This window comes from Streptomyces sp. NBC_01232 (assembly GCF_035989885.1).
Lineage (GTDB): Bacteria > Actinomycetota > Actinomycetes > Streptomycetales > Streptomycetaceae > Streptomyces.
The window spans coordinates 4,167,164-4,192,687 of sequence record NZ_CP108518.1 but is presented as its reverse complement, the minus strand read 5'-3'; the positions used below and the strand labels follow the sequence as shown (position 1 = coordinate 4,192,687).

The following is a 25,524-nucleotide window of genomic DNA, read 5'->3' as shown; positions in this document are numbered from 1 at the left end:
CTTTCAAGGGTCCCATCCACTCTGGTGATGAAGATGACCGAGAGCCGACGGTAAGTACCCGGGTATTGCCGTGCAAGGAAGCTCGACCGCAAGGGCGGGGCAGCGCCGTGTGCGTTACTGCAGGCGCAGCCAACAGAGACTCATTTGCTAGTCCGATAAGTGGACTTACTCGCGCGGCGGCCGACCGTCGACGACCGCGGTCCGCACGATGACCGAGGTGGCCATTCCGGCCCCATCGCACATCGTTCGATCCGGTTTCGAGAAGGAGCGGCAAATATGAGCCCCGAGAACAGGACCAGGTCAACTCTTGGTCCGCTGCCCAGGCGCAGCAGCTGGATGGCCGGCGGCGCCCTCACGTCGTTGGCCCTGGTGGTGGTGGGCATCGCCAGCCCCGCCTTCGCCACGGCGACGAACATGCAGGCGGCCAAGACGGTCAGGGCAGCAAGTCCCACGGGCGGCGGGGACAGGTGTGAGCTGCACAGGAAGCCGAATCACGATGTGAGAGACGAGCAGGCCGGCCCGCGGGGCGGCGGCGGTGACGAGTGCGGCAAGCGGGGTCCGACGGGCCCGACCGGCCCGACGGGTCCCAGGGGCCCGCAGGGTGAGCCGGGCCAGGACGGCGCCGACGGTGCGACCGGCGCGACGGGCGCGACGGGTACGGACGGCGCCGACGGTGCGACGGGCGCGACGGGTACGGACGGCGCCGACGGTGCGACGGGTGCCACGGGTGCGACGGGTACGGACGGCGCCGACGGTGCGACGGGCGCGACCGGTGCGACGGGAGCTACCGGGCCCTGCAGCGACATCGACAGCTACGCGCCGTCGAACTCGGAGTCGTTCAGCGCCGCGCTCACGGGCGGCCTTGCCTACGCCGGTCGTTCGAGCACGACAGGAGGGAACATCGCTTGGACTGACCTCACGAACGCCGACAACCCGGGATATCCCTTCGGTACGGCGTGCGGTATCTCAATCATCGACCAGGGCAACGACTCCTACGTCAGGGTGCTGACCACCGACGGCAACGTCTACCAGACGCACGGAGACACCAACGGCACCAACTTCATCTGGGACGAAGGGTGGACCGCACTGACCGCCCCCGTTCCTGGGGTCCTCAGGGGGAAGGCGTTCAAGGGAGACCTCATGCGTGGAGCCCCGCCGAACCACCTTCCCTAGGGAAGATCACTCCGGCCGGTTCTCCGGGCCGCCGAAGTCCGGGCTGGTGAAGTCCGGAGGTGTGTAGCCGGGCCGGGGTCCCTCCGACGGGGATCCCGGACTGGTGAAGTCCGGCCGGCTGTATCCCAGGTTGGGGATGCGGCCGGCCGCCGGCGTGCGGGGGGTGGGGAAGCCCGGCCCCGCGCTCGGATCGGCCAGCGCGTCCCGCAGGAACGGCATGATGCCGCGTTCCAGCAGCGCGTGCCGCCAGGCCTCGCGGGCCCGTGCGACCTCGTCCGGCACCGCCTCGGTCTCGTCCGCCCCCACCTCGGTCGCGCTGTTGCGGACGGCCGTCACCAGCAGCCCGATCACGGCGAAGAGCAGGGCCACCGCGGTGAGGCCGCCGAAGAGCCAACCTGCCGTCAGCATCGTTTCCGCGAAGGCCGGTTCGGGCTCGATCATCTTCAGGATGTAACCCACGAGCAGGAAGATCAGCATCGCGGTGCCCGCCAGGACCGGCGCGAGGACCGCGACCACGGCGCTGACGCCCGCGCCACCGCCGCTGCCCTGTCCGTCGTCCTCGTCGCCCGTCGTGCCGGGCGCCGTCAGGGCCTCGTCGCGCCGTTCCCCCCGGACCTTCACGTAGTGGCCGTACTCGGCGGCTGCCGCGGCCGCCAGCAGGGCGCTGGCGCCCTGGGCCATGGTGCGCAGCTGTTCGGCGTTCAGCCGTTCGCCGAGCGTGGCGAGTTCGGGCCGCTCGTGCGCGGCGCGCAGGGCCTCGTCGACGAGCCGATCGAACTCCGGTCGGTCTTCGGTCAGCAGGTGCGGAGCGCTGGTCATGTGCATCCCCCGATGCTCCGTAGAAGCCGGTTTGCCCGCGTAGACCCGGGCGCCGGCACAAACGGAGGAGAGCCTGCTACGGATAGAGCGATGGTAGAGCGCCCACGCCACGCCGTGACAGGGGCTTTCCGGAAATACCCCGCTCCGTAAGCTCTCAGTCGCTCAGGGGCAGTTGTACGACAAGCAGTTTTCCTGCCATCGTCACGCCGCCGTCCATCGCGATGGCGAGCCCTTCCGCGTACACGTGCGGACCGTCCACGGCCTCGGGGCCGCGCGACTCGTCGCCGTCCTCGGTGCCCACTTCGCCGAGCAGGTACGGGATGGGGCTGTGCCCGTGCACGACGCGGCTGCCGCCGTAGGTGTCGAGGAGTTCGCGTACGGCCGCCGGGCCCGTTCCCTCGTCGCGGAAGGCGAACCGCTTGGTGAACTTGCGGAAGAGGTCCCAGGTGATGTCGGCGTCGCCGCGGTTGAGCAGCTCGTGGATGGTGTCGTTGACGTCCTCGATGGAGTCGCCGTAGTCGAGGTAGGCCGTGGTGTCGGAGTGCAGCAGCAGGTGGCCCTCCTCCAGGACGGCCGCGTCCAGACGGGACATCCACTGCAGGTGGACGTCCTGCAGGCGCTCCATGTCGGTGCGCTGGCCGCCGTTGAGGAGCCAGGCGGCCTGGAAGGTGGCGGTGCCGGCGCCGGAGACGACGGGGGTGTCGCCGAACCGCTTGGCGCCGATGAGCAGCAGCTCGTGGTTGCCCATCAGGGCCTTGCAGTAGCCGCCGGCGGCGGCGGCCTCGGCGGACAGCCGCATGACGAGGTCGATGACGCCGATGCCGTCGGGGCCGCGGTCGGTGAAGTCGCCGAGGAACCAGAGCCGGGCGTTGCCGGCGGACCAGCGGCGCTCGGTGTCGATCAGACCCTGGGCGTGGAGCTCGGTGACGAGCTCGTCGAGGTAGCCGTGGACGTCGCCGACGACGTAGAGGGGTCCGGGACCGGCGGCCTGGTCCTGGTCGTGCTCCTGGGGCACGTACTGGACCTGGACGGTGTCGCCGGGGCCGCCGCGGCCGATCACGGGAAGGTCCCGGTAGGTCGGGGTGTAGCCCTCGGGGTCGCCGTCCTCGTCCGGTTCCTGGGACGTCGCGTGCACGGGCTCGACGTCGTGGCGCACGGCGGGACGCGCGTCCGGGACACGAGCGTCCGGGACACGAGCGTCCGGGATACGCGCGTCCGGGACACGTGTGTCCGCGTACGGGGCCGGCAGCGCGGCCGGGTGCGGCGCAGGAGGCTGCTGCGCGGGAGCCGGCGGCGCAGGAGGCTGCGGCGCGGGCACGTGGTGCGCGGGCACCTGCGGCGCGGCCGGGTGCGGCGGGTAGCCCGGCTGCTGAGGCACGGTCGCCCTGCCGTCCTCGTAGTACGCCGGGTACTCGCCGTACACCGGGGTCTCGCCGGGCAGCCCGGTGGCAGCGGCGTACGCGGCGGGTTCGGTGACTGGAACCCGGAAGTCCCGCAGCGTGTCCGTCCGCATCGCGGGTCCCTGACCGGCCCCCTGAGTCATCGACCCCTCCACCACCGTCGCGCTGCCGTACACCTGCGGACCCTCCTGACCTCCGGGGAGGAGGGTCCGTGATGTCGTGCGCCCATCATAGGAATGCGGCTCGCGCTCTGTGACGCACCAGGGGTGGTGAATCCTGTGCGGAGCCGATCGTTCCTACCGCTTTCTACCGATATCGGTGTTGCAGAAATCGTCGGCCGGTCCTTGATCGGTGGTCGGACGGTCCCCGGTCGGCCTCTCGGCAGGCCGACCGGACGGTCTGTCGGTCAGTCCTGTGCCGGGGACCGGGGCGGGCTGACGGTCGTGCGGGGCTGCCTGCGCTGCGACGAGGTACGGATGATGAGTTCGGTCGGGACGACCTGTTCGACGGGTCGCCCGGTGTTCACTCCCTCGATGGCGTCGATGAGGAGCTGTACGACGGCGGTGCCGATGCGGCGCGGTTTGAGGGACAGGGTGGTGATGGGCGGTTCGGTGTTGGCGTAGACGGTGGACTCGCTGCAGCACACGAGCAGCAGGTCCTCGGGGACGCGCAGGCCGTAGCGCCGGGCGGCGGCCAGCAGGTCGGTGCCGTTGGGGTCGAACAGCCCGTAGACCGCGTCGGGCCGGTCGGGACGGGCGAGGAGCCGGTCGGCGGCGACGGCGCCCGCGCACGGGTCGTGCGCGGGGTAGGACTCGTAGACGGGGTCCTGGCCGACGCGCTCGCACCAGTTGAGGTAGGCGGTGGTGGAGAGCCGGGTGTAGGTGTCGGTGGTGGTGCCGGTCAGCAGCCCGATCCGGCGGGCTCCGGCGGCGGCGAGGTGGTCGAGCAGGCCGAGTACGGCGGCCTCGTGGTCGTTGTCGACCCAGGCGGTGACGGGGAGGGAGCCTGCGGGGCGGCCGTCGGAGACCACGGGCAGACCTTGGCGGACCAGTTCGGTGACGACGGGATCGTGGTCGGAGGGGTCGATGACGACGGTGCCGTCGAGGGCGACGTTGGACCACACGTCGTGGCGGGAGGTGGCGGGGAGGATGACGAGGGCGTAGCCGCGGGCGAGCGCGGCCGAGGTCGCGGCCCTGGCCATCTCGGCGAAGTAGGCGAATTCGGTGAAGGTGAAAGGTTCATCCCCGTACGTCGTCACGGTCAGGCCGATGAGGCCGGACTTGCCGGTACGGAGGGTGCGGGCGGCGGCCGACGGGCGGTAGCCCAGCCGGTCGGCGACCTCGCGAACGTGGCGGCGGGTGGCGTCGGGCAGCCGTCCCTTGCCATTGAGCGCGTCGGAGACGGTTGTGATGGAGACGCCCGCCGCGGCGGCCACGTCCCTGATGCCGGCCCGGCCCTGTCGGCCGGCGGCCCGCCGGGTGGTCTCGGTCCGGCTCACCTGATGCTTCCCTGCTGCTGTCATGGCGAGCCGATAGTAGGGCTCGGTGGGGAGGGTGGTCCGGGTGCATATGCACCCGTTGACAGGCACGTTTCTGCATGGTTCGCCACCCCCAATGACCTTGGAAACGAAGGCATTTGGTCGCTCAGGGTGAGTGTGGGGCTTGTCGTCGGGTCCGGGCATGCCAAAACGATGCGATCTCGGGCCGGTCTCAACTCACCTGCACGAGGGATGCGCGCCACGGCGCAGGCCACCGGCGCGCGCATATATGCGCGCGCTCCCCCGCATTCCTGGCGCCCCCATTCTCGGAACGGCGGAATCCTCATAAGGTGAGCAGTATTGAGTCGACGGCGACGTCGTACGGGACGGTCGAGGAGGACCTGCGGTGAGCGAGAAGAGCCCGAAGCTGCGCGCCGAGCTGGACGGCATTCCGACATACAAGCCCGGCAAGCCGGCTGCCGCGGGAGGGCCTGTCGCGTACAAGCTGTCCTCGAACGAGAACCCGTACCCGCCGCTCTCGGGCGTGCTGGAGACCGCCGTCGCGGCGGCCGGGAACTTCAACCGGTACCCCGACATGGCCTGCACCGGCCTGGTGAACGAGCTCGCCGAGCGCTTCGGCGTGCCGGTCGAGCACATCGCCACGGGCACCGGCTCGGTCGGTGTGGCCCAGTCGCTGATCCAGTCGGCGGCGGGCCCGGGCGACGAGGTGATCTACGCCTGGCGGTCCTTCGAGGCGTACCCGATCCTCACGCAGATCTCGGGTGCGACCTCGGTGCAGGTCCCGCTGACCGACGGCGATGTGCACGACCTGGACGCGATGGCCGCGGCGATCACCGACCGGACCCGGCTGATTTTCGTCTGCAACCCGAACAACCCCACCGGCACGGCCGTGCGCCGCGCCGAGCTGGAGCGCTTCCTGGACCGGGTGCCCTCGGACATCCTGGTCGTCCTGGACGAGGCGTACCGCGAGTTCGTGCGCGATGCGGACGTGCCGGACGGCATCGAGCTCTACCGCGACCGCCCCAACGTCGCCGTGCTGCGTACGTTCTCCAAGGCGTACGGGCTCGCCGGCCTGCGGGTCGGCTTCGCGGTGGCGCACGAGCCGGTGGCGGCGGCGCTGCGCAAGACGGCCGTGCCCTTCGGCGTCAGCCAGCTGGCGCAGGACGCGGCGGTGGCCTCGCTGCGCGCCGAGGACGAGCTGATGGGCCGTGTCGGGGCGCTGGTGAGCGAGCGCACCCGGGTCCACGAGACGCTGGTCGCGCAGGGCTGGACCGTCCCGGACACGCAGGCGAACTTCGTGTGGCTGCGGCTGGGGGAGCGGACCGTCGAGTTCGCGGAGGCCTGCGACAAGGCCGGTGTGGTGGTCCGGCCCTTCGCGGGCGAGGGCCTGCGGGTCACGATCGGTGAAACCGAGGCGAACGACCTCTTCCTGCACACGGCCGAGGCGTTCTTCAAGGGGCTCTAGAGGTGCCGGGGCTCGCTCAGGCGAGCTCCACGCGGACGGGATCGCCGTCGCGGACGGTGGAGAGCAGGCGGGGGTCGCCGTCGAACGAGCCGAGCACGTTGCACGGGCTCGCGAGGCGGCTCTCGCCTCCGCGCGAGATCGGCGTGGGGCCGTAGGGCAGTGCGAGGGCGTCGCCCTCGGTCCAGAACGCGACCGTGCCGGGCTCGACGACCTGCCGGGCGTCGTCCTCCAGGGCGACGGAGACGCCCGTGTCGAAGTAGACCTCCTCGCCCCACGTATTCGCGGAGGCGGAGATCGGAAGGGCCTCGGCCAGCGCCTTGCTGGTCGGGGTCTCGTCGAGGGTTGCGGTGAGCTGGCCCGCAGGCCAGGAGATTCGAATCTGCATGAGCCTGATTCAACAATCTGTTGAATCAATTGGCTAGAGGGGTACCCCGCCCGAAGGTGGCCGAGAGTGGTGCGACATAATGCTTGTGAATGTGAACGCGTTCACAAGCGTGTCCTACTTGCTCCCGTATTGGGTGGGGCACACCAGGCAGAGTGCCGCGTGACCACGGCGACGCGAAGGAGACGAGGACGTGGACCTAGCTTTGGCGCCGGAGACTCTGGCGCGATGGCAGTTCGGCATCACCACCGTCTATCACTTCCTCTTCGTACCCCTGACGATCTCCCTCGCCGCGCTCACGGCCGGCCTGCAGACCGCATGGGTGCGCACCGAGAAGGAGAAGTACCTCAGGGCCACGAAATTCTGGGGAAAGCTTTTCTTGATCAATATCGCGATGGGTGTCGTCACCGGCATCGTCCAGGAGTTCCAGTTCGGCATGAACTGGTCCGACTACTCGCGATTCGTCGGGGACGTCTTCGGAGCCCCCCTCGCCTTCGAAGCGCTGATCGCCTTCTTCTTCGAGTCGACCTTCATCGGTCTGTGGATCTTCGGCTGGGACAAACTGCCGAAGAAGATCCACCTGGCCTGCATCTGGATGGTGTCCATGGGCACCGTCCTGTCCGCCTATTTCATCCTGGCGGCCAATTCCTGGATGCAGCATCCCGTCGGATACCGCATCGACGAGGAGCGGGGCCGGGCCGAGCTCACCGACTTCTGGCTCGTGCTGACCCAGAACACCGCGCTCACCCAGTTCTTCCACACCATCACGGCCGCCTTTCTGGTCGGCGGCGCGTTCATGGCCGGGATATCCGCCTATCACCTGGCGCGCAAGAAGCACGTCCCCGTGATGCGGAGCTCGCTGCGCCTGGGCCTGATCGTCATGATCATCGCCGGTATGGGCACGGCGATCAGCGGCGACCTGCTCGGCAAGGTGATGTACAAGCAGCAGCCCATGAAGATGGCCGCCGCGGAGGCGCTGTGGGACGGCGAGGCGCCCGCGCCTTTCTCCGTCTTCGCCTACGGGGACGTCGACAAGGGCCACAACAAGGTCGCGATAGAGATCCCCGGCCTGCTGTCCTTCCTGGCCAACGACGACTTCACCTCCTTCGTCCCGGGCATCAACGACGTCAACAAGGCCCAGCAGGAGAAGTTCGGTCCCGGCGACTACCGGCCCAACATCGCCGTCGCCTACTGGGGCTTCCGCTGGATGATCGGCTTCGGCATGGCCTCCCTCGGCATCGGAGCACTGGGTCTGTGGCTGACCCGCAAGCGCTTCCTGCTGCCGGCCGGGCTGCGGACCGGTGAGGACGAGGTCCCGCACCTGGTGCTCTTCAAGAAGCCGCTGAGTCCGAAGTTCGCCAACCTCTACTGGATCGTCGCGCTCTGGACCATGGGCTTCCCGCTCATGGCCAACTCCTGGGGCTGGATCTTCACCGAGATGGGCCGCCAGCCCTGGGTGGTCTACGGGGTCCTGCGCACCAGGGATGCGGTCTCACCGCACGTCTCCCAGGCCGAGGTGCTCACCTCGATGATCGGCTTCACGCTCCTGTACGCGGTGCTGGCCGTGATCGAGGTCCGGCTCATGATCAAGTATGTCAAGGCCGGACCGCCCGAACTCACCGAGGCAGATCTCAACCCGCCCACCAAGATCGGTGGGGACGACAAGAACCCCGACCGGCCGATGGCCTTCTCGTACTGAGGCCGAGGAGCGCACACCATGCAACTCCACGATGTCTGGTTCGTACTCATCGCCGTCCTGTGGACCGGCTACTTCTTCCTGGAGGGTTTCGACTTCGGAGTCGGCGTCCTGACCAAGCTGCTCGCCCGCGACCGCACGGAGAAGCGGGTTCTGATCAATACGATCGGGCCCGTGTGGGACGGCAACGAGGTCTGGCTGCTCACCGCGGGCGGGGCCACCTTCGCCGCCTTCCCCGACTGGTACGCCACCCTCTTCTCAGGCTTCTACCTGCCGCTGCTGCTCATCCTGATCTGCCTCATCATCCGTGGCGTCGCCTTCGAGTACCGGCACAAGCGCCCCGAGGACAGGTGGCAGACCAACTGGGAACACGCGATCTTCTGGACCTCGTTGATCCCCGCGTTCCTGTGGGGCGTGGCCTTCGCCAACATCGTGCGCGGGGTCAAGATCGACGCGGACATGGAGTACGTCGGCACCTTCTTCGACCTGCTGAACGTCTACTCGGTCCTCGGCGGACTGGTCACGCTCACCCTGTTCACCTTCCACGGCACGGTCTTCGCCTCGCTCAAGACCGTCGGTGACATCCGGGACCGCTCGCGCAGGCTGGCGACCCGGCTGGGTGCCGTCACTGCCGTACTGGCCCTGGTCTTCCTGATCTGGACGCAGGTGTCACGCGGGGACGGAACGAGCCTGATCGCGATGATCGTCGCGGTGCTGGCGCTGGTCGGGGCACTCGCCTTCAACCAGATGGGCCGCGAAGGCTGGTCGTTCGCACTGTCCGGGGTCACCATCGCGGCGGCCGTCGCGATGCTGTTCCTCACGCTTTTCCCGAACGTCATGCCGTCTTCGCTGGACCCCGCCTGGAACCTCACGGTCACCAACGCGTCGTCGAGCGCGTACACCCTGAAGATCATGACCTGGTGTGCGGCCGTGGCCACCCCGCTCGTGCTGCTCTACCAGGGCTGGACGTACTGGGTGTTCCGCAAGCGGATCGGGACGCAGCACATCGTCGATGTGCACTGAGTCCCCGCGACGTATGACCTGCCTGTCCGGCTGACCTCCCCGAGGGGATGTTTCACGTGAAACCGATCGACCCGCGCCTGCTCCGGTACGCCCGTTCCACCCGCCTCTTCCTGGGGGCTGTGGTGGCCCTGGGTCTTGCCGGGGCGGGACTGGTCGTCGGTCAGGCCATGCTCATCGCCGAGATCGTGGTCGGCGCCTTCGAGCGGGGGCTCGACGCCGGGGAGCTCCGTACGCCACTGCTGCTGCTCGCGGCGGTGGCGCTCGGACGCGGGCTGATCGCCTGGCTGACGGAACTGGCCGCGCACCGGGCGGGCGCCGCGGTCAAGTCGGAGCTGCGGGGCAGGCTGCTGGACCGGGCCGCCGAGCTCGGGCCCGGATGGCTCACCGGGCAGCGGACCGGATCGCTGGTCTCACTGGCCACCCGCGGTGTGGACGCCCTCGACGACTACTTCTCCCGCTACCTGCCCCAGCTGGGGCTCGCGGTGGTCGTGCCGGTGGCGGTGCTCGCCCGTATCGTCACCGAGGACTGGGTGTCGGCGGCCATCATCGTGGTGACGCTGCCCCTGATCCCCGTGTTCATGATCCTCATCGGCATGGCCACCCAGTCCCGGATGGACCGCCAGTGGCGGCTGCTCTCGCGGCTGTCGGGTCACTTCCTCGACGTGGTGGCCGGGCTTCCCACCCTGAAGGTCTTCGGCCGGGCCAAGGCGCAGGCCGAATCGATCCGCAAGATCACCGACGACTACCGGCGCGCGACGATGCGGACCTTGCGCATCGCCTTCCTCTCGTCCTTCGCGCTGGAACTGCTGGCGACCCTGTCGGTGGCACTGGTGGCCGTGACCATCGGCATGCGGCTGGTCCACGGCGAACTGGACCTCTACACGGGCCTGGTCATCCTGATCCTGGCGCCCGAGGCGTACTTGCCGCTGCGGCAGGTGGGCGCCCAGTACCACGCCGCCGCCGAAGGACTGGCGGCCGCCGAGGAGATCTTCGAGGTTCTGGAGACCCCCGCCACGAGGCCGGCCGGCACGGCCGAGCTGCCGGTCGGTGCTCCCCTGCGCATCGAGATCGAAGGCATCGCCGTCCGCTACGAGGGCCGGGGAGAGGAATCGCCCCGGCCGGTCTCGCTGACGGTCGGTCCGGGGGAGTGCGTGGCCCTCACCGGCCCGAGCGGAGCGGGTAAGTCCACGCTGCTCCAGGTGCTGCTGGGGTTCGTGACACCGACCGCAGGACGGGTCCGGGTCGCGGGCGTGGACCTGGCAGAGCTGTCGCCGGAGCACTGGCGGGAGCAGATTGCGTGGGTGCCGCAGCGGCCGCACCTGTTCGCCGGGACGATCGCCGAGAACGTACGGCTGGCCCGTAGGGGCGCCTCGGACACGCAGGTGACCGAGGCGTTGAAGGACGCCGGGGCCTGGGAGTTCGTGACCGCGCTGCCGCACGGGGTGCAGACCCCGCTGGGCGAGGGTGGTGTGGGACTGTCCGCCGGACAGAGGCAGCGCCTGGCCCTGGCGCGCGCGTTCCTCGCGGACCGGCCGGTGCTGCTCCTGGACGAGCCGACGGCGGCGCTGGACGGCGGGACCGAGGCGGGGATCGTGGACGCGGTCCGCCGGCTTTCCGCGGGACGGACCGTGCTGCTGGTCGTGCACCGGCCGGCGCTGCTCGCGGTCGCGGACCGGGTGGCGGTGATCGAGGCGGGTTGCGCCCCCGAGGGACCGTCGGCGGAGCGGCTGCTCCCCCGCCGCGTCGCCTCCCCCGTCGGCGCCGGGCTCCGGTCCCCCGACGGCCGTGGCCGGGACGCCGGGGAGTGGATCCTCGGTGCCGCTCCCGAACAGGCACGGCCCCGTCGCGGGAAGGGCGCCGGCTCGGTGGCGGCCGGTGATCCGCTGCGCCGGGTGCGGGCCGTCGCGAAGGCATGGCAAGGACGCTTCAGGCTCGGTCTGTTGCTCGGCGCGCTGGCCGTCGGATGCAGCGTCGGCCTGATGGCCGTGTCGGGCTGGCTGATCTCGCGGGCCTCGGAACAGCCGCCCGTGCTCTACCTGATGGTTGCCGTCACGGCCACCCGGGCCTTCGGAATGGGCCGCGCCGTCTTCCGGTACGCGGAGCGGCTCGTCTCGCACGACGCCGTGCTGCGGATGCTCGCCGACCTGCGGGTCTCCGTGTACCGCCGACTGGAGCGCATCGCGCCCGCCGGGCTGCGCGAGCACCGGCGCGGTGACCTGCTGGCCCGGCTGGTGGCCGACGCCGACGCATTGCAGGACTACTGGCTGCGCTGGCTGCTGCCCGTCGGCACGGCCGTGCTCGTCGGAACCGGCTCGGTCGCCTTCACCACCTGGCTGCTGCCCGAGGCCGGAGCCGTGCTCGCCGTCGGACTGCTCGCCGCCGGTATCGCGGTGCCGTTGGTCAGCGGGGCCTGCGCCCGCCGTGCGGAGCGAAGGCTCGCGCCCGCCCGGGGCGAACTCGCCACCCGGGTGGCCGATCTGCTCACCGGGACCGCGGAGCTGACCGTGGCCGGCGCGCTGGAGGACCGCAAGGGCCGGGCGCGGGAGAGCGACGGCCTGCTGACGCACATCGCCGCACGGGGCTCGGCCGCGGCCGGGCTGGGCAGCGGCCTCTCCGCCCTGGTGTGCGGACTCACTGTCGTGGCCGCCGCGGCCGTCGCCGCGAACGCCGTGTACGACGGACGGCTGTCCGGGGTGGCCATGGCCGTCGCGGTCCTGACACCGCTGGCCGCCTTCGAGGCGGTGAACGGGCTTCCGCTCGCCGTCCAGTACCGCCAGCGGGTGCGCCGTAGCGCCGAGCGGGTCTACGAGGTCATCGACGCGCCGGTCCCGGTCATGGAGCCGGAGCACGCCGCCGCGGCCCCCGCCTCGCCGTTCCCGCTGCGTCTGACGGGGCTCACCGCCCGCCACCCCGGGCAGGAACGTGCCGCGGTGCGCGATCTGGACCTGACCCTGGAGGCCGGCCGGCGCATCGCCGTCGTCGGTCCCTCGGGCTCCGGCAAGACCACCCTGGCCCAGGTCCTCCTCCGATTCCTGGACCCGGCCGCAGGCACCTACAGCCTGGGCGGAAAAGACGCGCGCACGCTCGACGGCGACGACGTACGGGCCCTCGTGGGCCTGTGCGCCCAGGACGCGCACATCTTCGACAGCTCGGTACGGGAGAACCTGCGCCTGGCCCGGCCCGGGGCGAGCGAGGAGCAGCTGCGGGAGGCACTGGCCGCGGCCCGGCTGCTGGAGTGGGCCGACGGACTTCCGGAGGGGCTGGACACGCTGGTCGGCGAGCACGGGGAGCGGATCTCGGGCGGTCAGCGCCAGCGGCTGGCCCTGGCCCGGGCGTTGCTCGCGGACTTCCCCGTACTGGTTCTGGACGAGCCGGCCGAGCACCTGGACCTGGCCACGGCGGACGCCCTGACGGCGGATCTGCTGGCCGCGACCGAGGGCCGGACCACCGTGCTGATCACACACCGGCTGGCCGGCCTGGAGGCGGTCGACGAGGTGCTCGTGCTGGACGGCGGTGCGGTCGTGCAGCGCGGCGCGTACGCGGAGCTGGCCGTCGCCGAAGGGCCGCTGCGGCGGCTGCTGGAGCGCGAAAGGGCAACGGACGGGACTTTGGCCAACTTTCCCCGCTAATCGGGACTAACTAGTCTCAGGACCATGTCAGTGCAGCAGCCGCAGGAATCGCCGGATCCCCCGTCGGATCCGTCGGATCCATCGGATCCATCGCAGGGAAGCCCGGGAAGCCCGGGAAGCCCGGAAACCTTGGGAACCCGGGAGACTCCTGGCACTCCGGCGACGCAGGGAGCGACCGCGGCGCAGGACCCGCTGGTGGCCGCCACCCAGGCCACCAGGAGTCTGCACGGCCTGTCCACCGAGCTCACGGCCCGCGTACCGCAACTGCTGGAGGCCATGAGGTCGGTCGGGACCGGGCTGGAGCTGCACTCCACACTGGACCGCATCTGCGAAACCGCGGCCGAACTCGCGGACGCCCGCTACGCGGCGATCGGCGTCGTCGACACGGAGGGCCGCGGCCTCTCGGACTTCGTCACCCACGGCATCAGCCCCGCTCAGGCACGGAGGATCGGACACCGTCCCGACGGGAAGCGGGGCCTGCTCGGGGCCCTGATCTCGCACTCGGACACCGTGCGGCTCGCCGATCTGACGCAGGACCCGCGCTCGGCGGGATTCCCGCCGCACCACCCGCCGATGAGGACCTTCCTCGGGGTGCCGATCCGGGTGCAGGGCGAGATCTTCGGCAATCTCTACCTCACCGAGAAGAACGACGGCGGCGAGTTCAACGACTACGACCTCCACATGGTCCGGGTTCTGGCCACCGAGGCGGGCATCGCCATCGGCAACGCCCGGCTGTACGAGGCCGCCACCCAGCGCGAGCGGTGGATCGACGGTTCGGTGGCCGTGACCACCGCCCTCCTGTCCGGCGGGGACGCCGATGACGCCCTCGCGGTGGTCGCCGAACAGGCCCGCCGGCTGGCCGACTCCGCGGCAGGGATCGTCATGCTGCCCGCCGAGGAGGGCGGGATGGAGATCGTCGCCGTCTCCGCCGAGAACCCGGCCACCTCGCTCGGGGTGGTGATCCCGGCCGAGAGCCCGGTGGTGGACAGACTGCTGGAGGGCGAGCCGGTCTTCGTGGACGACGCCGCCTCCGACCCCCGCACGATCAGCAGGCTCACCAGCCAGTACGGCCCCTGCATGATGCTGCCGCTGCAGAGCGGCGGTCGGGTGCTGGGAGCCCTGGTGACCCCACGGGCCCGCGGCGGCCGCCCCTTCACCGAGGCCGAGCGGACTCTGGCCACACAGTTCGCCTCGCAGGCGGCGCTCGCCCTGATGATGGCCGAGGCACAGCGCGACCGCGAGCGGCTGGCGGTGTTCGAGGACCGCGACCGGATCGCCCGCGACCTGCACGACCTGGTCATCCAGCGGCTCTTCGCCACCGGACTGATGCTGGAAGGCGCCCAGCGCCGGTCCATCGTCCCCGAGGTGCGCGACGGCGTGGGCAAGGCCGTGGACGAACTGGACGTGACGATCCAGGAGATCCGCACCGCGATCTTCGCCCTGCAGCAGGGTCCGGCGGAGGCCCCGTCCGGGCTGCGCACCCGGGTGCTGAGGGAGATCAACATGGCTGCCGTGCCCCTGGGCTTCAAGCCCGCGCACCGTTTCCTCGGCCCGATCGACGCGGTCGTCGGCGAGCTGGTGGGCAAGAACCTGATCGCCGCGCTGCGCGAGGCCCTGTCCAACGCCTTCCGTCATGCCGAGGCAACCAGGATCGAAGTGGTCCTCGACTCCACCGTCACGCTCGCCGACGGCCGGCCCGGGGTCCGGCTGGAGGTCGCCGACGACGGGGTGGGCATCCCCGAGGGAGGCCGCCGCAGTGGGCTGCGGAACCTGCGCCGACGGGCCGAGTCGCTGGGCGGCTCGAGTTCGTACGGTCCGGGCATCGGCGAGGACGGCGGCGGGACCACCGTGCGGTGGGAGGCCCCGCTCCAGCCCGCCGTCTAGATCCCGACCCGGCGAAGACCGTCCGGACCGGAACCCGGGGGCGTCCTCTTTCGGATCAGGCCTGCTGCTGCGCCGTCCGCTCGGCCAGGATGCGCTCGATGACGAGGGCGACCCCGTCCTCGTTGTTGGCGACCGTACGTCCGGACGCGGCCGCGATCACATCGGGGTGGGCATTGCCCATCGCGTACGAGGTGCCCGCCCAGCTCAGCATCTCCACGTCGTTCGGCATGTCCCCGAAGGCCACGACCTCGGCCGGGGAAATGCCGCGCTCGGCGCAGCACAGCGCCAGGGTGCTGGCCTTGGACACACCCGGCCCGCTGACTTCCAGCAGGGAGGTCGGACTGGAGCGGGTGATCGACGCGTACTCGCCTGCGGCGGAGCGCGCCAGCATCAGGAACTCGTCCGGGGCCAGCTCGGCGTGGTGTGCCAGCAGCTTGAGCACGGGCGCGGCGTCTTCATCCGTGTCCTCGTGCAGCAGCTTCTCGGCGGTGGCCACCCTGGCACCCGGATCCTTGAAGAAGGGCGGGTACGCCGGCTCATAGTTGATACCGGTGGTCAGCTCCACGGCGAACGAAGTGCCGGGTGCCGCGGCCCGTAGGGCATCGACGACGGCGAGTGCGGCCGGCCGCGGGAGGGACCTCACCTGCACGAATTCACGTCCGGCATGCAGATCGACCACCGCGGCGCCATTGGCGCAGATCGCGAGGCCATGGCCGTGGACATGGTCGCTGACCACATCCATCCAGCGGGCCGGGCGGCCGGTGACGAAGAAGACCTCGATTCCGGCCTCCTCGGCGGCGGCGAGTGCGGCGACGGTGCGTGGCGAGACGGACTTGTCGTCGCGCAGCAGGGTGCCGTCGAGGTCGGTGGCGATGAGCCGGGGCGTGGGGGTTGGCCCGTCCGGGCGCTGGGGAGCCGAGGTCACGGCTCCATCTTCGCCCATGGGCGGGGGCGTCCTGACCATGGGCGGGGACGCTGTCACCTCGGGCGATGTTTCACGTGAAACACCGGCGCTCCACGTGAAACATCGGCTCACCGTAGGCTCGAAGCATGAGTCTGCGTCTGAGCACGGTGATCCTTCCGGTACGTCGATGGCACGAGGGGGGCCGCGATCAGTGGCTCCGGGCTGAGCAGCTCGGATTCCATACTGCTTATACCTACGACCACCTGTCCTGGCGGACGTTCCGTGACGGCCCGTGGTTCGGGGCGGTGCCCACCTTGACCGCGGCGGCCACCGCCACCGAGCGGCTGCGCCTGGGCACGCTGGTCACCTCGCCGAACTTCCGGCACCCGGTGACCCTCGCCAAGGACCTCATCAGCCTGGACGACATCTCCGGCGGCCGCATCACCCTCGGCATCGGTGCCGGCGGCAACGGCTTCGACGCGACGGCGCTGGGCCAGGAGGCCTGGTCCCCGCGTGAGCGCGCCGACCGCTTCGCCGAGTTCGTGCCGCTGCTGGACCAGCTGCTGACCGAGGGCTCGGTGAGCCACGAGGGCACCTTCTACTCCGCCGTGGAGGCCCGCAACATCCCCGGCTGTGCGCAGCGGCCGCGACTGCCGTTCGCGGTCGCCGCGAACGGGCCGCGCGGTATGCGGCTCGCCGCACGCCATGGCCAGGCCTGGGTGACCACGGGTGACCCGAAGCTCTTCGACGAGGGCACGCCCGAGCAGTCGCGCGAGGCCCTGCGCGGGCAGCTCGAACGACTGGGCAAGATCTTCCTGGAGATCGGGCGGGACCCCGAGCCCGTGGAGAAGATCCTTCTGACCGGGTTCACGCCGGAGGCCAACAGCGTGCTGGAGTCCGTGGACCGCTTCGTCGACTTCGCCGGCCGCCACCGCGAGCTGGGCTTCACCGAGCTGGTGATCCACGCTCCGATCCCGGACTCCGATTTCGCCTCCGACGAGGCCGTGTTCGAGAAGATCGCCACCGAGGCCCTGGCTCAGATCGGCAACTGATCCGCCGCTCGTCCGGTCGTCGCCGCTCCCCGGCGGAAGTGGCGACGACCCCGCGGATCCCCGGGTGGCTCACACATCAGGGGGATGGCCGGACGGTCTCTGCGTGAACTGCGGTGCCCCGGACGCATGACCCCGTACTACTGGAAGCGCAGGAACTGCGGTGGTACGGCGTCCACCAGCCACACCCCGTTGGCGCTGACCCTGAATACGTGCCCGGCCGCACGCATCGCCCCCGCGTCCACGCTGAGGACGACGGGCCGTCCGCGTCGCGCGCCGACCCGGGTCGCGGTCTCCCGGTCGGGGGACAGGTGCACGTGGTGGCGGGCCATCGGGTGCAGCCCCTCGGCACGGATCGGGTCCAGGGCGGCGGCGACGGTGCCGTGGTAGAGGTACGCGGGCGGTTCGGCCTCCGGAAGGTCCAGGTCCACGGCCACGGTGTGCCCCTGGTTGGCCCGGATCCGGGTGCCGTCGACCGCGAACCGCTGCTTGTCGTTGGCGGCGACGACGTGGTCGAGCTCGGCGCGGTCGAAGGGGAAGCCGTGTGAGGCCGCCGCGTGCAGGAGATCGTCGATCTCCACCCAGCCCTGGGGGTCGAGCACCAGTCCGATCCGTTCCGGCTGGTGTCGCAGGTGTTTCGAGACGTACTTCGACACCTTCACGGTGCGTCTTTCATCCATGGCTCCAGCGTGCCCGGTCGGGCGGCCCCGGGGCAGGGAATTTTCGGGGACGGCCCGGCGGTGGACACCCTCTATCGCTCTTCCAAGATGCGGAATATATTTTCCACTTCCACTTCTGTTCAGGGGGAGAAACCATGACAGCCCAACCCTCACTGTCACGCCGTGCCGCTGCCGAGCTGATCGGTACCGCCGGTCTGCTCACCGTTGTGATCGGCTCCGGGCTCAAGGCCGCCGAGCTCAGCCCCGACACCGGTGTCGCCCTCATCGCCAACTCGTTCGCCTCGGCCATCGGCCTCGGGCTGATCATCACCCTCTTCGGGCCGCTCTCCGGCGCCCACCTCAACCCGGTGGTCACCCTCAGCTCCTGGTGGTCCCGGCGCACCGGCGGCGAGGGCCTGGGCGGCCGCGAGGCACTCGTCTACACCGCGGCCCAGAGCGCCGGAGCCGTCGGCGGAGCCCTCCTGGCGGAAGTCATGTTCGGCCGGACGCCGGGTGCCTTCGCCACGCAGGTGCGCGACGGCGGTCACCTGCTCATCGGCGAGGTCGTCGCCACCGCAGGTCTCGTCCTCCTGATCCAGGGCCTCGGGCACATCGGGCGCCCCAGGCTCATCCCGGCGGCGGTCGCGGCGTACCTCGCTGCCGCGATCTGGTTCACCTCGTCCGGCTCCTTCGCCAATCCGGCCGGAACCATCGGGCGCAGCTTCAGTGATTCCTTCACCGGCATAGCTCCGCAGTCGCTGCCCGGTTTCATCGGTGCCCAGCTGGCCGGCGCGATCCTCGGCCTGGCCCTGGCCGCCCTCCTGTACGGGCGCCGGTCCGGCCGGGCCGCGAAGCAGAAGCCGACGCCGGCGCCCGTGGCGGCAACGGTGGCCGCGACGGCGACCGTGACGGTCGAGACGACCGTTCCGGCGGTCCTGCCGGAGGCCGGACCGGTGGACGGACCGAGCCCCGCAAGGGCGGCCTACGAGGCCATCGGGTGAGACGGCATCTCAGTTGCCCACAGGAAAAGGTGACTTGTCCACAGCCGTTTGGGCGGGTTTTGACGTCAAACGCGTGATCCGCCCTGTGGAACCTGTGGACTAAGCGCGACCCCCCGTAATCGCTCTCTCCGCCGTAATCGCTCCTTCCGGCATCACCGCTCGCCCCGGCGCGCCAGATCGTTCATCGTCCGGGCCTGGAGCTCCCGCTCCGTCGCGGCCCGGACGAATTCCGCCACATGGTCGGCGCCCACCAGCTCCTGCACGGCACGTACCGTTCCGGCCGGCAGGGCCACCGGCGAGGGCCCGGTCGGTCCCGATGCGCCGGCCGCTCCCAGGTGTCGCTGGAGGTGCCGGGTCGCGAACAGTCGCATCGCCCGCGCCAGCTCGGCGTCCACGGTCTGCTGGGCCAACGGCCGAAGCCGCCGCACCATCGTCGCCGCCTCCGCCGCGTCCGAGTCGGTGGGCGGCACCTGCCCGAGGTAGCGCGCGAAGACGTGTTCGGTGGTGAACTCCAGGAACCGCGAGGCGATGTGTTCCACCTGCCCACGCAGTTCCCGCAGGTGGCCGGTGATCGCTGTCAGCGGCACCCCTGCCGCGTACAGCTCGGCGGCCACCGCCAGCTCCTGCGGGGAGGGCACCAGGAACTGGTCCGGGCGTCCCGGGATCCGCTCCAGCACCCCGAGCCCGCAGGCCTCGTCCACCGCCTCGTCGTCCGGGCGGCCGCCGAACCGCTCGTTCAGTTCTTCCCGGCTGATCCGGGCCGCTTCCTCGTCGGTCCACGGCCCGTGCACCTCGGCGACCAGCCCCAGTACGCCGCCCAGACCGCGCCCCGCGTCCCAGGCCTCCAGGAGCTCCTTGATGGAGGCCAGGGTGTATCCGCGGTCCAGCAGGTCCGCGATCTGGCGCAGTCGCGCCAGATGCGTGTCCCGGTAGACGTTGGAACGGCCCCGCCGCTCCGGCTTCGGCAGCAGACCACGGTCCTGGTACGCCCGGATCGTGCGCACCGTCGCTCCGCTGTGGTGTGCCAGATCCTCGATCCGGTATTCGGCTACCGCCTGATCGGACAATCCCGGCTCCCTACGACATCGCGGCTCGGCCGACCGCGCCCGCCGCGGCCCGGGCGGCAGGTGAAGCCGCAAGGCACTCGACCGCCCTGCGCAGCGAGCCCTCCTGCGAGGGATGGTACGACCGCCGGAAGGAGCGGGGTATGGCCGTGCCGCGCTCTCTCCACGTGGGCAGCAGCCCGTCGGGTTCCGGTCGAAGGCCATCCGGCGCGGGCCCGTTCACAACTTCGGCTCCAGCCTCGCGATGCGCCGCAGCGTGCGCGGCGCGAAGCGGGACATCCACAGGGCGCCCTTCGACTCGGGAGTCACGGGTACGACGGCCTCGTTGCGCACGACGGCCCGCAGGATCGCGTCGGCGACCTTCTCCGGCGGGAAGTTGCGCAGCCCGTACAGCCGCGAGGAGCGTTCCTGGCGGCGCTTCTGCTCGGCCTCGTCCACACCGGCGAAGCGCGAGGTGGCGGTGATGTTGGTGTTGACGATGCCCGGGCAGATCGCGGAGACGCCGATCGACTTCGAGGCCAGTTCCGCGCGCAGGCATTCGGAGAGCATCAGCACGGCGGCCTTCGACGTGCTGTAGGCGGGCAGGGTCCGGGAGGGCAGGTAGGCGGCGGCGGAGGCGGTGTTGACGATGTGCCCGCCCTGACCGCGCTCGGCCATCTGCTTCCCGAAGATCCGGCAGCCGTGGATGACGCCCCACAGATTGACGTCCAGGACCTTCTTCCAGTCCTCGGCGGTGGTGTCGAGGAAGGCCCCGGACAGACCGATCCCGGCATTGTTGACCAGGACGTCGACGATTCCGTACTCGGCGGCGACCTTCACCGCGAGCTTCTCCATCGCCTGTTCGTCGCTGACGTCCACGCACTCGGCCCAGGCCTCGGCGGCGCCGACGAGGCGGGCCATGTCGGCCGTGCGCGCCGCGCCTTCGGCGTCCCGGTCGACGGCCACCACCCGGGCCCCGGCCTCGGCGAAGGCGAAGGCCGTGGCCCGGCCGATACCGCTGGCCGCGCCGGTGACCAGGACCAACTGCCCCGCGAAGCGGTCGGCGTACTTGCCCGGGGCCTTCTGCTCGGGCGCCCGCGTCGCGGGTTCCTCCCGGTCGGTGACGAACTCGGTGATCCAGACGGCCAGCTGGTCGGGCCGGGTCCGGGGAACCCAGTGCTTTGCGGGCAGGGTCCGCCGCAGCAGGTCCGGGGCCCACCGCTCCAGGCCGTCGTAGAGCCGCTCGGACAGGAAGGCGTCCCCGGTCGGGGTGATCAGCTGAACCGGTACGTGGGCGTAGGCGTCGGGGCGCGGCCGGCGCAGCCGCGGTCGCACGTTGTCGCGGTAGAGCCAGGCGCCGTGGGCCGCGTCCGAAGGCAGCGAGGCCGTCGGATAGGAGCCGGCCGGAACCTTCTCGAGGCGCTCGAGCATCGCCGGCCACCGCTTGCCGAGCGGCCCGCGCCAGGCGAGCTCAGGCAGCACGGGGGTGTGCAGCATGTAGACGTACCAGGACTTGGCGCCCTGGCCGAGCAGTTGCGCTGCGGCTCGCGGGGTGGGCCGTGCCATCCGCTTCTTGATCCAGTGCCCGAAGTGGTCGAGGGAGGGCCCCGACATCGAGGTGAAGGAGGCGATCCTGCCCTCGGTGCGGGCGACCGTCGCGAACTCCCAGCCCTGTACGGAGCCCCAGTCGTGGCCGACCAGGTGCACGGGCCGGTCCGGGCTGACCGCGTCCGCCACCGCCAGGAAGTCGTCGGTCAGCTTCTCCAGGGTGAAGCCGCCGCGGAGCGGCTGCGGCGCGGTGGAGCGCCCGTGGCCGCGTACGTCGTAGAGGACCACGTGGAAGCGCGTCGCGAGCCGCTCGGCGACCTCCGACCAGACCTCCTTGCTGTCCGGATAGCCGTGCACCAGCACCACCGTCGGCCGGCCCGTCTCGCCGAGCTCCACGACACACAGCTCGACACCGCCGGTGCTCACCCGGCGCTCGCGCGCACCCGTCGGCTCCACCGTTCCTGCTCCGTCCATGCCGCTCATGTCGCTCATGCTGCCTTCTCCTCGGCCCAGCGCCGCACGTGCGGCAGATCGTCGTCCAGCCAGAACGCGCTCTCCTCGGGGTCCCGGGAGTCGGTGACGACCAGGATCTCCTCGAACTTCGCACCCGTGCCCCTGAAGCCGAGGTGCGGTTCCACCGCCCACAGGCCGGGCTGTGGCGGATGGTCGGAGAAGTGGTAGGGGCTCCACAGCGGGGACCAGCCCTCGCGGTGCCCGTGCAGGGCGTCACTGGCCAGGCCCTTGAGGGACTGGGTGCCGAATCCGAACGCGGTCGGCGACCAGCGCCGCTCCTTGACCCGGTCGATCTTGTGCGCGATGACGCCGAAGGGATAGGCCCGGTGCCGGTTGGCGTACCCCTGCCGGGTCATCAGCCGTTCGACGTTCTCGTAGATCTCACGCAGGGAGCGGCCCTCGCGCACCTGCTCCAGGATCAGCACGCGGTGCGCCTGGAGATCGGACATGAGCCGGTCCTGCACCGGATTGAGCCCGAGGCTGCCGGAATAGCCGATGTCGGCCGAGTACCCCTTGTAGACCGGCGCCATGTCGAGGATGAACGGCATCCCCGGCTCCAGCCTCCGGTTGGTGGGGAAGAACTGCAGCGGGATCCTGAAGTCCGCGAAGGCGGTGCGGTCCCCGAACCAGGCGAAGGGCAGGTGGAACCAGTCCCGCACTCCGCGCTCCCGCAGCCACTCGCGCTGCATGCGCGCGGCCTCGCGCTCGGTCACTCCGGGCCGCAGCTGGGCCGCGACGGCCTCGGCGCACTCGTACGAGAGGCGCTGCACCTCTCTGAACCCGCTCAGGTCGGCGGAGGGTCGTCCGGAGAGTCGCGCGGTGCGTTGCTTGGTGTCCCCAGCCATGTCAGCCCGTCCATCCGTGTAGCCGTACGCGCCCGTAAGTTGACACTGATGAATGTGACAATGACCGGAGATCACGTCAAGGGTCGTGCACGGACCTGTGGACAAAGTTGTCGGGTTCACATCAGCCTCCAGTACGGGCATGTACGCCTGAAGGCTGAGACGGGATCCAGCTCAAGGTCTGACGTTTCGCGAGAGCTGCGCCACTAACGTCGAACCCGTGACTGTCATCGCGACCGAAAGCCTGAGCAAGCGGTACCCCCGAGTGACCGCCCTCGACCGGCTCTCCCTGGACATCGGGCCTGGTGTAACCGGCCTCGTTGGTGCCAACGGAGCCGGCAAGTCCACGCTGATCAAAATTCTGCTGGGACTGTCCCCCGCCACCGAGGGCAGCGCCGCCGTGCTCGGCCTCGACGTCCGCACGCATGGCAGCGCCATCCGTGAACGCGTCGGGTACATGCCCGAGCACGACTGCCTGCCACCCGACGTCTCGGCCACCGAGTTCGTCGTCCACATGGCGCGCATGTCCGGGCTGCCGCCCACCGCGGCCCGTGAGCGCACCGCCGACACCCTGCGCCACGTCGGGCTGTACGAGGAGCGCTACCGCCCCATCGGCGGCTACTCCACCGGCATGAAGCAGCGCGTCAAGCTCGCCCAGGCCCTCGTCCACGACCCCCAGCTGGTGCTCCTCGACGAGCCGACCAACGGCCTGGACCCGGTCGGCCGCGACGAGATGCTCGGCCTGATCCGCCGCATCTACACGGACTTCGGCATCTCCGTCCTGGTCACCTCCCACCTCCTCGGCGAGCTGGAACGGACCTGCGACCACGTGGTCGTCGTCGACGGCGGCAAGCTGCTGCGTTCCAGCTCCACCAGCGACTTCACCCAGATCACGACGACCCTCGCGGTCGAGGTCACCGACTCCGACGCCCACCCGGACGGCACCGCCGCCCTGCGCAAGGCGCTCACGGAGGCCGGCGTCACCCTGCACGCCGGGGAGGAGCAGGGCCTGCCCGGCGCCGGCCACATCCTCCTCGTCGAGGCCACGGGCGAGGAGACGTACGACACCGTCCGCGACACCGTCGCCGACCTGGGCATCGGTCTGGTCCGCATGGAGCAGCGCCGTCACCACATCGCGGAGGTCTTCCGCGACAACGACCAGCCCTCGCCCACCGTCCAGCAGAAGGGAGCCGGTTCCGATGGCGCCTGACACCTCGACCCAGATCCACAACATCGGCTACCGGTCCTACGACGGACCCCGGCTCGGCCGCGCCTACGCCCGCAAGTCGCTGTTCTCTCAGTCCCTGCGCGGCGCCTACGGACTCGGCCGCTCCGCCAAGTCCAAGGTCCTCCCGATGCTCCTCTTCGCGGTGATGTGCGTGCCCGCGCTGATCATCGTCGCGGTCGCCATCGCGGTACCCGGCTCCACGGACCTGCCGATCAAGTACACGACGTACGCCATGACCACCCAGGTGATCATCGGTCTCTTCCTCGCCTCCCAGGCGCCGCAGTCGGTCTCGCGGGACCTGCGCTTCAAGACGGTGCCGCTGTACTTCTCGCGGCCCATCGAGCGCGTCGACTACGTCCTGGCCAAGTACGCGGCCATGGCCTCGGCCCTGTTCATCCTCACCGCGACCCCGCTTCTGATCATGTGGATCGGCTCGCTCCTCGCGAAGTTCGACTTCGCCGACCAGACCAAGGAATTCGGGCAGGGACTCGTGTCGGTTCTGCTGCTGTCGCTGCTCTTCTCCGGCCTCGGACTGGTCATGGCCGCACTCACCCCCCGCCGCGGGTTCGGCGTCGCCGCGATCATCGCGGTGCTCCTGATCCCCTACGGCGCGGTGACCGCGGTCCAGGGGATCTCCTACAGCACCGGGAACACCGGAGCCATCGACTGGATGGGCCTGTTCGCCCCGATCACCCTCATCGACGGCGTGCAGACCGCGTTCCTGAACGCGGACTCCATCTTCCCCGGCGGCCAGGGACCCTCGGCCGCCATCGGCGTCGTCTACCTGCTCGTCGTCCTCGGCCTCATCGCCGGCTCCTACGCCGCCCTGATGGCCCGCTACCGGAAGGCCGGGCTGTGACCACCATCGCCATCGACCACACCTCCCGCTGGTTCGGGAACGTCGTCGCGGTCAACGACGTCACCATGACCATCGGCCCCGGCGTCACCGGGCTGCTGGGCCCCAACGGCGCCGGGAAGTCCACCCTCATCAACATGATGGGCGGCTTCCTCGCTCCTTCCACGGGCACCGTCACCCTCGACGGCGCGCCGATCTGGCAGAACGAGCAGGTCTACAAGCAGATCGGCGTCGTGCCCGAGCGCGAGGCCATGTACGACTTCCTCACGGGCCGGGAGTTCGTCGTCGCGAACGCCGAACTCCACGGCCTCGACGACGCGGCCGCCCAGCGGGCGCTCGCCACCGTCGAGATGGAGTACGCCCAGGACCGCAAGATCTCCACGTACTCCAAGGGCATGCGCCAGCGCGTGAAGATGGCCTCCGCCCTCGTCCACGACCCGTCCGTTCTGCTCCTCGACGAGCCGTTCAACGGCATGGACCCGCGCCAGCGCATGCAGCTCATGGACCTGCTGCGGCGCATGGGCGACGAGGGACGCACCGTCCTGTTCTCCTCCCACATCCTGGAGGAGGTCGAGCAGCTCGCCTCGCACATCGAGGTGGTCGTGGCCGGCCGGCACGCAGCCTCCGGCGACTTCCGCAAGATCCGCCGCCTGATGACGGACCGCCCGCACCGCTACGTCATCCGTTCCTCCGACGACCGGGTCCTCGCCGCGGCCCTGATCGCCGACCCTTCCACCGCGGGCATCGAGGTCGACCTCAAGGAAGGCGCGCTGCGCATCCAGGCCGTCGACTTCGGCCGCTTCACCGAGCTGCTGCCCCGCGTGGCCCGGGAACACGGCATCCGGCTGCTGACGGTCTCGCCCTCCGACGAGTCCCTCGAGTCGGTCTTCTCCTACCTCGTCGCGGCCTGAA

At 70.4% G+C, this 25,524-nt stretch carries 20 protein-coding genes and 1 pseudogene; 11 read left to right on the top strand and 10 right to left on the bottom strand.

Features of this window, described 5'->3' with window-relative positions; genetic code table 11:
* Positions 1-276 precede the first annotated feature (276 nt).
* Positions 277-1,173: a hypothetical protein gene (locus OG444_RS19355; RefSeq protein WP_327263344.1), complete on the top strand. Its 897-nt coding sequence runs from the start codon at positions 277-279 to the stop codon at positions 1,171-1,173.
* Between the two features lie 6 nt (positions 1,174-1,179).
* Here OG444_RS19355 and OG444_RS19350 read toward each other — a convergent pair whose 3' ends face one another.
* The 3 genes from OG444_RS19350 to OG444_RS19340 all read right to left on the bottom strand — a co-directional run bounded on the left by OG444_RS19350 (position 1,180) and on the right by OG444_RS19340 (position 4,914).
* Complete coding sequence (locus OG444_RS19350) at positions 1,180-1,998, bottom strand: hypothetical protein (protein ID WP_327263343.1); 819 nt, start codon at positions 1,996-1,998, stop codon at positions 1,180-1,182.
* A gap of 148 nt (positions 1,999-2,146) precedes the next feature.
* Entirely contained in the window at positions 2,147-3,535 is a 1,389-nt protein-coding gene (locus OG444_RS19345; RefSeq protein ID WP_442810569.1) for a metallophosphoesterase, read from the bottom strand.
* Positions 3,536-3,798: 263 nt separating this feature from the next.
* A complete protein-coding gene (locus OG444_RS19340) occupies positions 3,799-4,914 on the bottom strand; it encodes a LacI family DNA-binding transcriptional regulator (RefSeq protein WP_052870581.1) in 1,116 nt (371 codons plus the stop codon).
* A gap of 361 nt (positions 4,915-5,275) precedes the next feature.
* On the opposite strand from OG444_RS19340, the gene hisC reads away from it, so the two are divergent.
* Positions 5,276-6,355 (top strand): histidinol-phosphate transaminase, encoded by a 1,080-nt coding sequence (gene hisC / locus OG444_RS19335; RefSeq protein ID WP_327263341.1) that lies wholly within the window; start codon positions 5,276-5,278, stop codon positions 6,353-6,355.
* Positions 6,356-6,371: 16 nt separating this feature from the next.
* Here the strand turns inward: hisC and OG444_RS19330 are convergent, their stop codons facing one another.
* Positions 6,372-6,740, bottom strand: coding sequence for a cyclophilin-like fold protein (locus OG444_RS19330; RefSeq protein ID WP_046777616.1), 369 nt, complete (start codon positions 6,738-6,740; stop codon positions 6,372-6,374).
* A gap of 190 nt (positions 6,741-6,930) precedes the next feature.
* Here OG444_RS19330 and OG444_RS19325 point away from each other — a divergent pair, with 190 nt between their 5' ends.
* The 4 genes from OG444_RS19325 (at position 6,931) to OG444_RS19310 (ending at position 14,969) form a co-directional block, all read left to right on the top strand.
* The gene (locus tag OG444_RS19325) at positions 6,931-8,436 is read left to right on the top strand and encodes a cytochrome ubiquinol oxidase subunit I (RefSeq protein WP_327263340.1); all 1,506 of its coding nucleotides are present in this window, start codon (positions 6,931-6,933) and stop codon (positions 8,434-8,436) included.
* Between the two features lie 18 nt (positions 8,437-8,454).
* On the top strand, positions 8,455-9,456 hold the full coding sequence (gene cydB / locus OG444_RS19320; protein WP_327263339.1) for a cytochrome d ubiquinol oxidase subunit II: 1,002 nt from the start codon (positions 8,455-8,457) through the stop codon (positions 9,454-9,456).
* A gap of 56 nt (positions 9,457-9,512) precedes the next feature.
* The gene (cydD, locus tag OG444_RS19315; protein WP_327263338.1) at positions 9,513-13,085 is read left to right on the top strand and encodes a thiol reductant ABC exporter subunit CydD; all 3,573 of its coding nucleotides are present in this window, start codon (positions 9,513-9,515) and stop codon (positions 13,083-13,085) included.
* A gap of 192 nt (positions 13,086-13,277) precedes the next feature.
* Positions 13,278-14,969 (top strand): GAF domain-containing sensor histidine kinase, encoded by a 1,692-nt coding sequence (locus OG444_RS19310; protein ID WP_327266858.1) that lies wholly within the window; start codon positions 13,278-13,280, stop codon positions 14,967-14,969.
* A 55-nt stretch (positions 14,970-15,024) separates the two neighbouring features.
* Here OG444_RS19310 and OG444_RS19305 read toward each other — a convergent pair whose 3' ends face one another.
* Positions 15,025-15,912, bottom strand: a complete 888-nt coding sequence (locus OG444_RS19305) for a Cof-type HAD-IIB family hydrolase (RefSeq protein WP_327263337.1) — start codon at positions 15,910-15,912, stop codon at positions 15,025-15,027.
* 107 nt (positions 15,913-16,019) lie between these two features.
* Between OG444_RS19305 and OG444_RS19300 the strand changes: the two genes are divergently transcribed.
* Positions 16,020-16,925 (top strand): LLM class flavin-dependent oxidoreductase, encoded by a 906-nt coding sequence (locus tag OG444_RS19300; protein ID WP_327263336.1) that lies wholly within the window; start codon positions 16,020-16,022, stop codon positions 16,923-16,925.
* A gap of 137 nt (positions 16,926-17,062) precedes the next feature.
* On the opposite strand, the gene OG444_RS19295 is transcribed toward OG444_RS19300, so the two are convergent.
* A complete protein-coding gene (locus OG444_RS19295) occupies positions 17,063-17,602 on the bottom strand; it encodes an RNA 2'-phosphotransferase (RefSeq protein ID WP_327263335.1) in 540 nt (179 codons plus the stop codon).
* Positions 17,603-17,736: 134 nt separating this feature from the next.
* Between OG444_RS19295 and OG444_RS19290 the strand changes: the two genes are divergently transcribed.
* The gene (locus OG444_RS19290) at positions 17,737-18,582 is read left to right on the top strand and encodes an aquaporin (RefSeq protein ID WP_327263334.1); all 846 of its coding nucleotides are present in this window, start codon (positions 17,737-17,739) and stop codon (positions 18,580-18,582) included.
* Between the two features lie 152 nt (positions 18,583-18,734).
* Here the strand turns inward: OG444_RS19290 and OG444_RS19285 are convergent, their stop codons facing one another.
* From OG444_RS19285 to OG444_RS19270, 4 genes and pseudogenes are all read right to left on the bottom strand, one after another.
* Positions 18,735-19,649: a MerR family transcriptional regulator gene (locus tag OG444_RS19285; RefSeq protein WP_327263333.1), complete on the bottom strand. Its 915-nt coding sequence runs from the start codon at positions 19,647-19,649 to the stop codon at positions 18,735-18,737.
* Between the two features lie 10 nt (positions 19,650-19,659).
* Positions 19,660-19,827: pseudogene (locus OG444_RS19280) on the bottom strand (metal-dependent hydrolase); the annotation flags it as partial.
* A gap of 38 nt (positions 19,828-19,865) precedes the next feature.
* Entirely contained in the window at positions 19,866-21,656 is a 1,791-nt protein-coding gene (locus OG444_RS19275) for an SDR family oxidoreductase (RefSeq protein WP_442810766.1), read from the bottom strand.
* A 5-nt stretch (positions 21,657-21,661) separates the two neighbouring features.
* Entirely contained in the window at positions 21,662-22,531 is an 870-nt protein-coding gene (locus OG444_RS19270; protein WP_327263332.1) for a M24 family metallopeptidase, read from the bottom strand.
* Between the two features lie 217 nt (positions 22,532-22,748).
* On the opposite strand from OG444_RS19270, the gene OG444_RS19265 reads away from it, so the two are divergent.
* From OG444_RS19265 to OG444_RS19255, 3 genes are read left to right on the top strand one after another with little or no spacing between them, the layout of a single operon-like run.
* Positions 22,749-23,738, top strand: coding sequence for an ABC transporter ATP-binding protein (locus OG444_RS19265; protein ID WP_327263331.1), 990 nt, complete (start codon positions 22,749-22,751; stop codon positions 23,736-23,738).
* Positions 23,728-24,615, top strand: a complete 888-nt coding sequence (locus tag OG444_RS19260; RefSeq protein ID WP_327263330.1) for an ABC transporter permease — start codon at positions 23,728-23,730, stop codon at positions 24,613-24,615. Before OG444_RS19265 ends, OG444_RS19260 begins: the two co-directional genes overlap by 11 nt.
* Positions 24,612-25,523, top strand: a complete 912-nt coding sequence (locus OG444_RS19255) for an ABC transporter ATP-binding protein (protein WP_327263329.1) — start codon at positions 24,612-24,614, stop codon at positions 25,521-25,523. The genes OG444_RS19260 and OG444_RS19255 overlap by 4 nt, the downstream gene beginning before the upstream one ends.
* The last annotated feature ends 1 nt before the right edge of the window (position 25,524 follow it).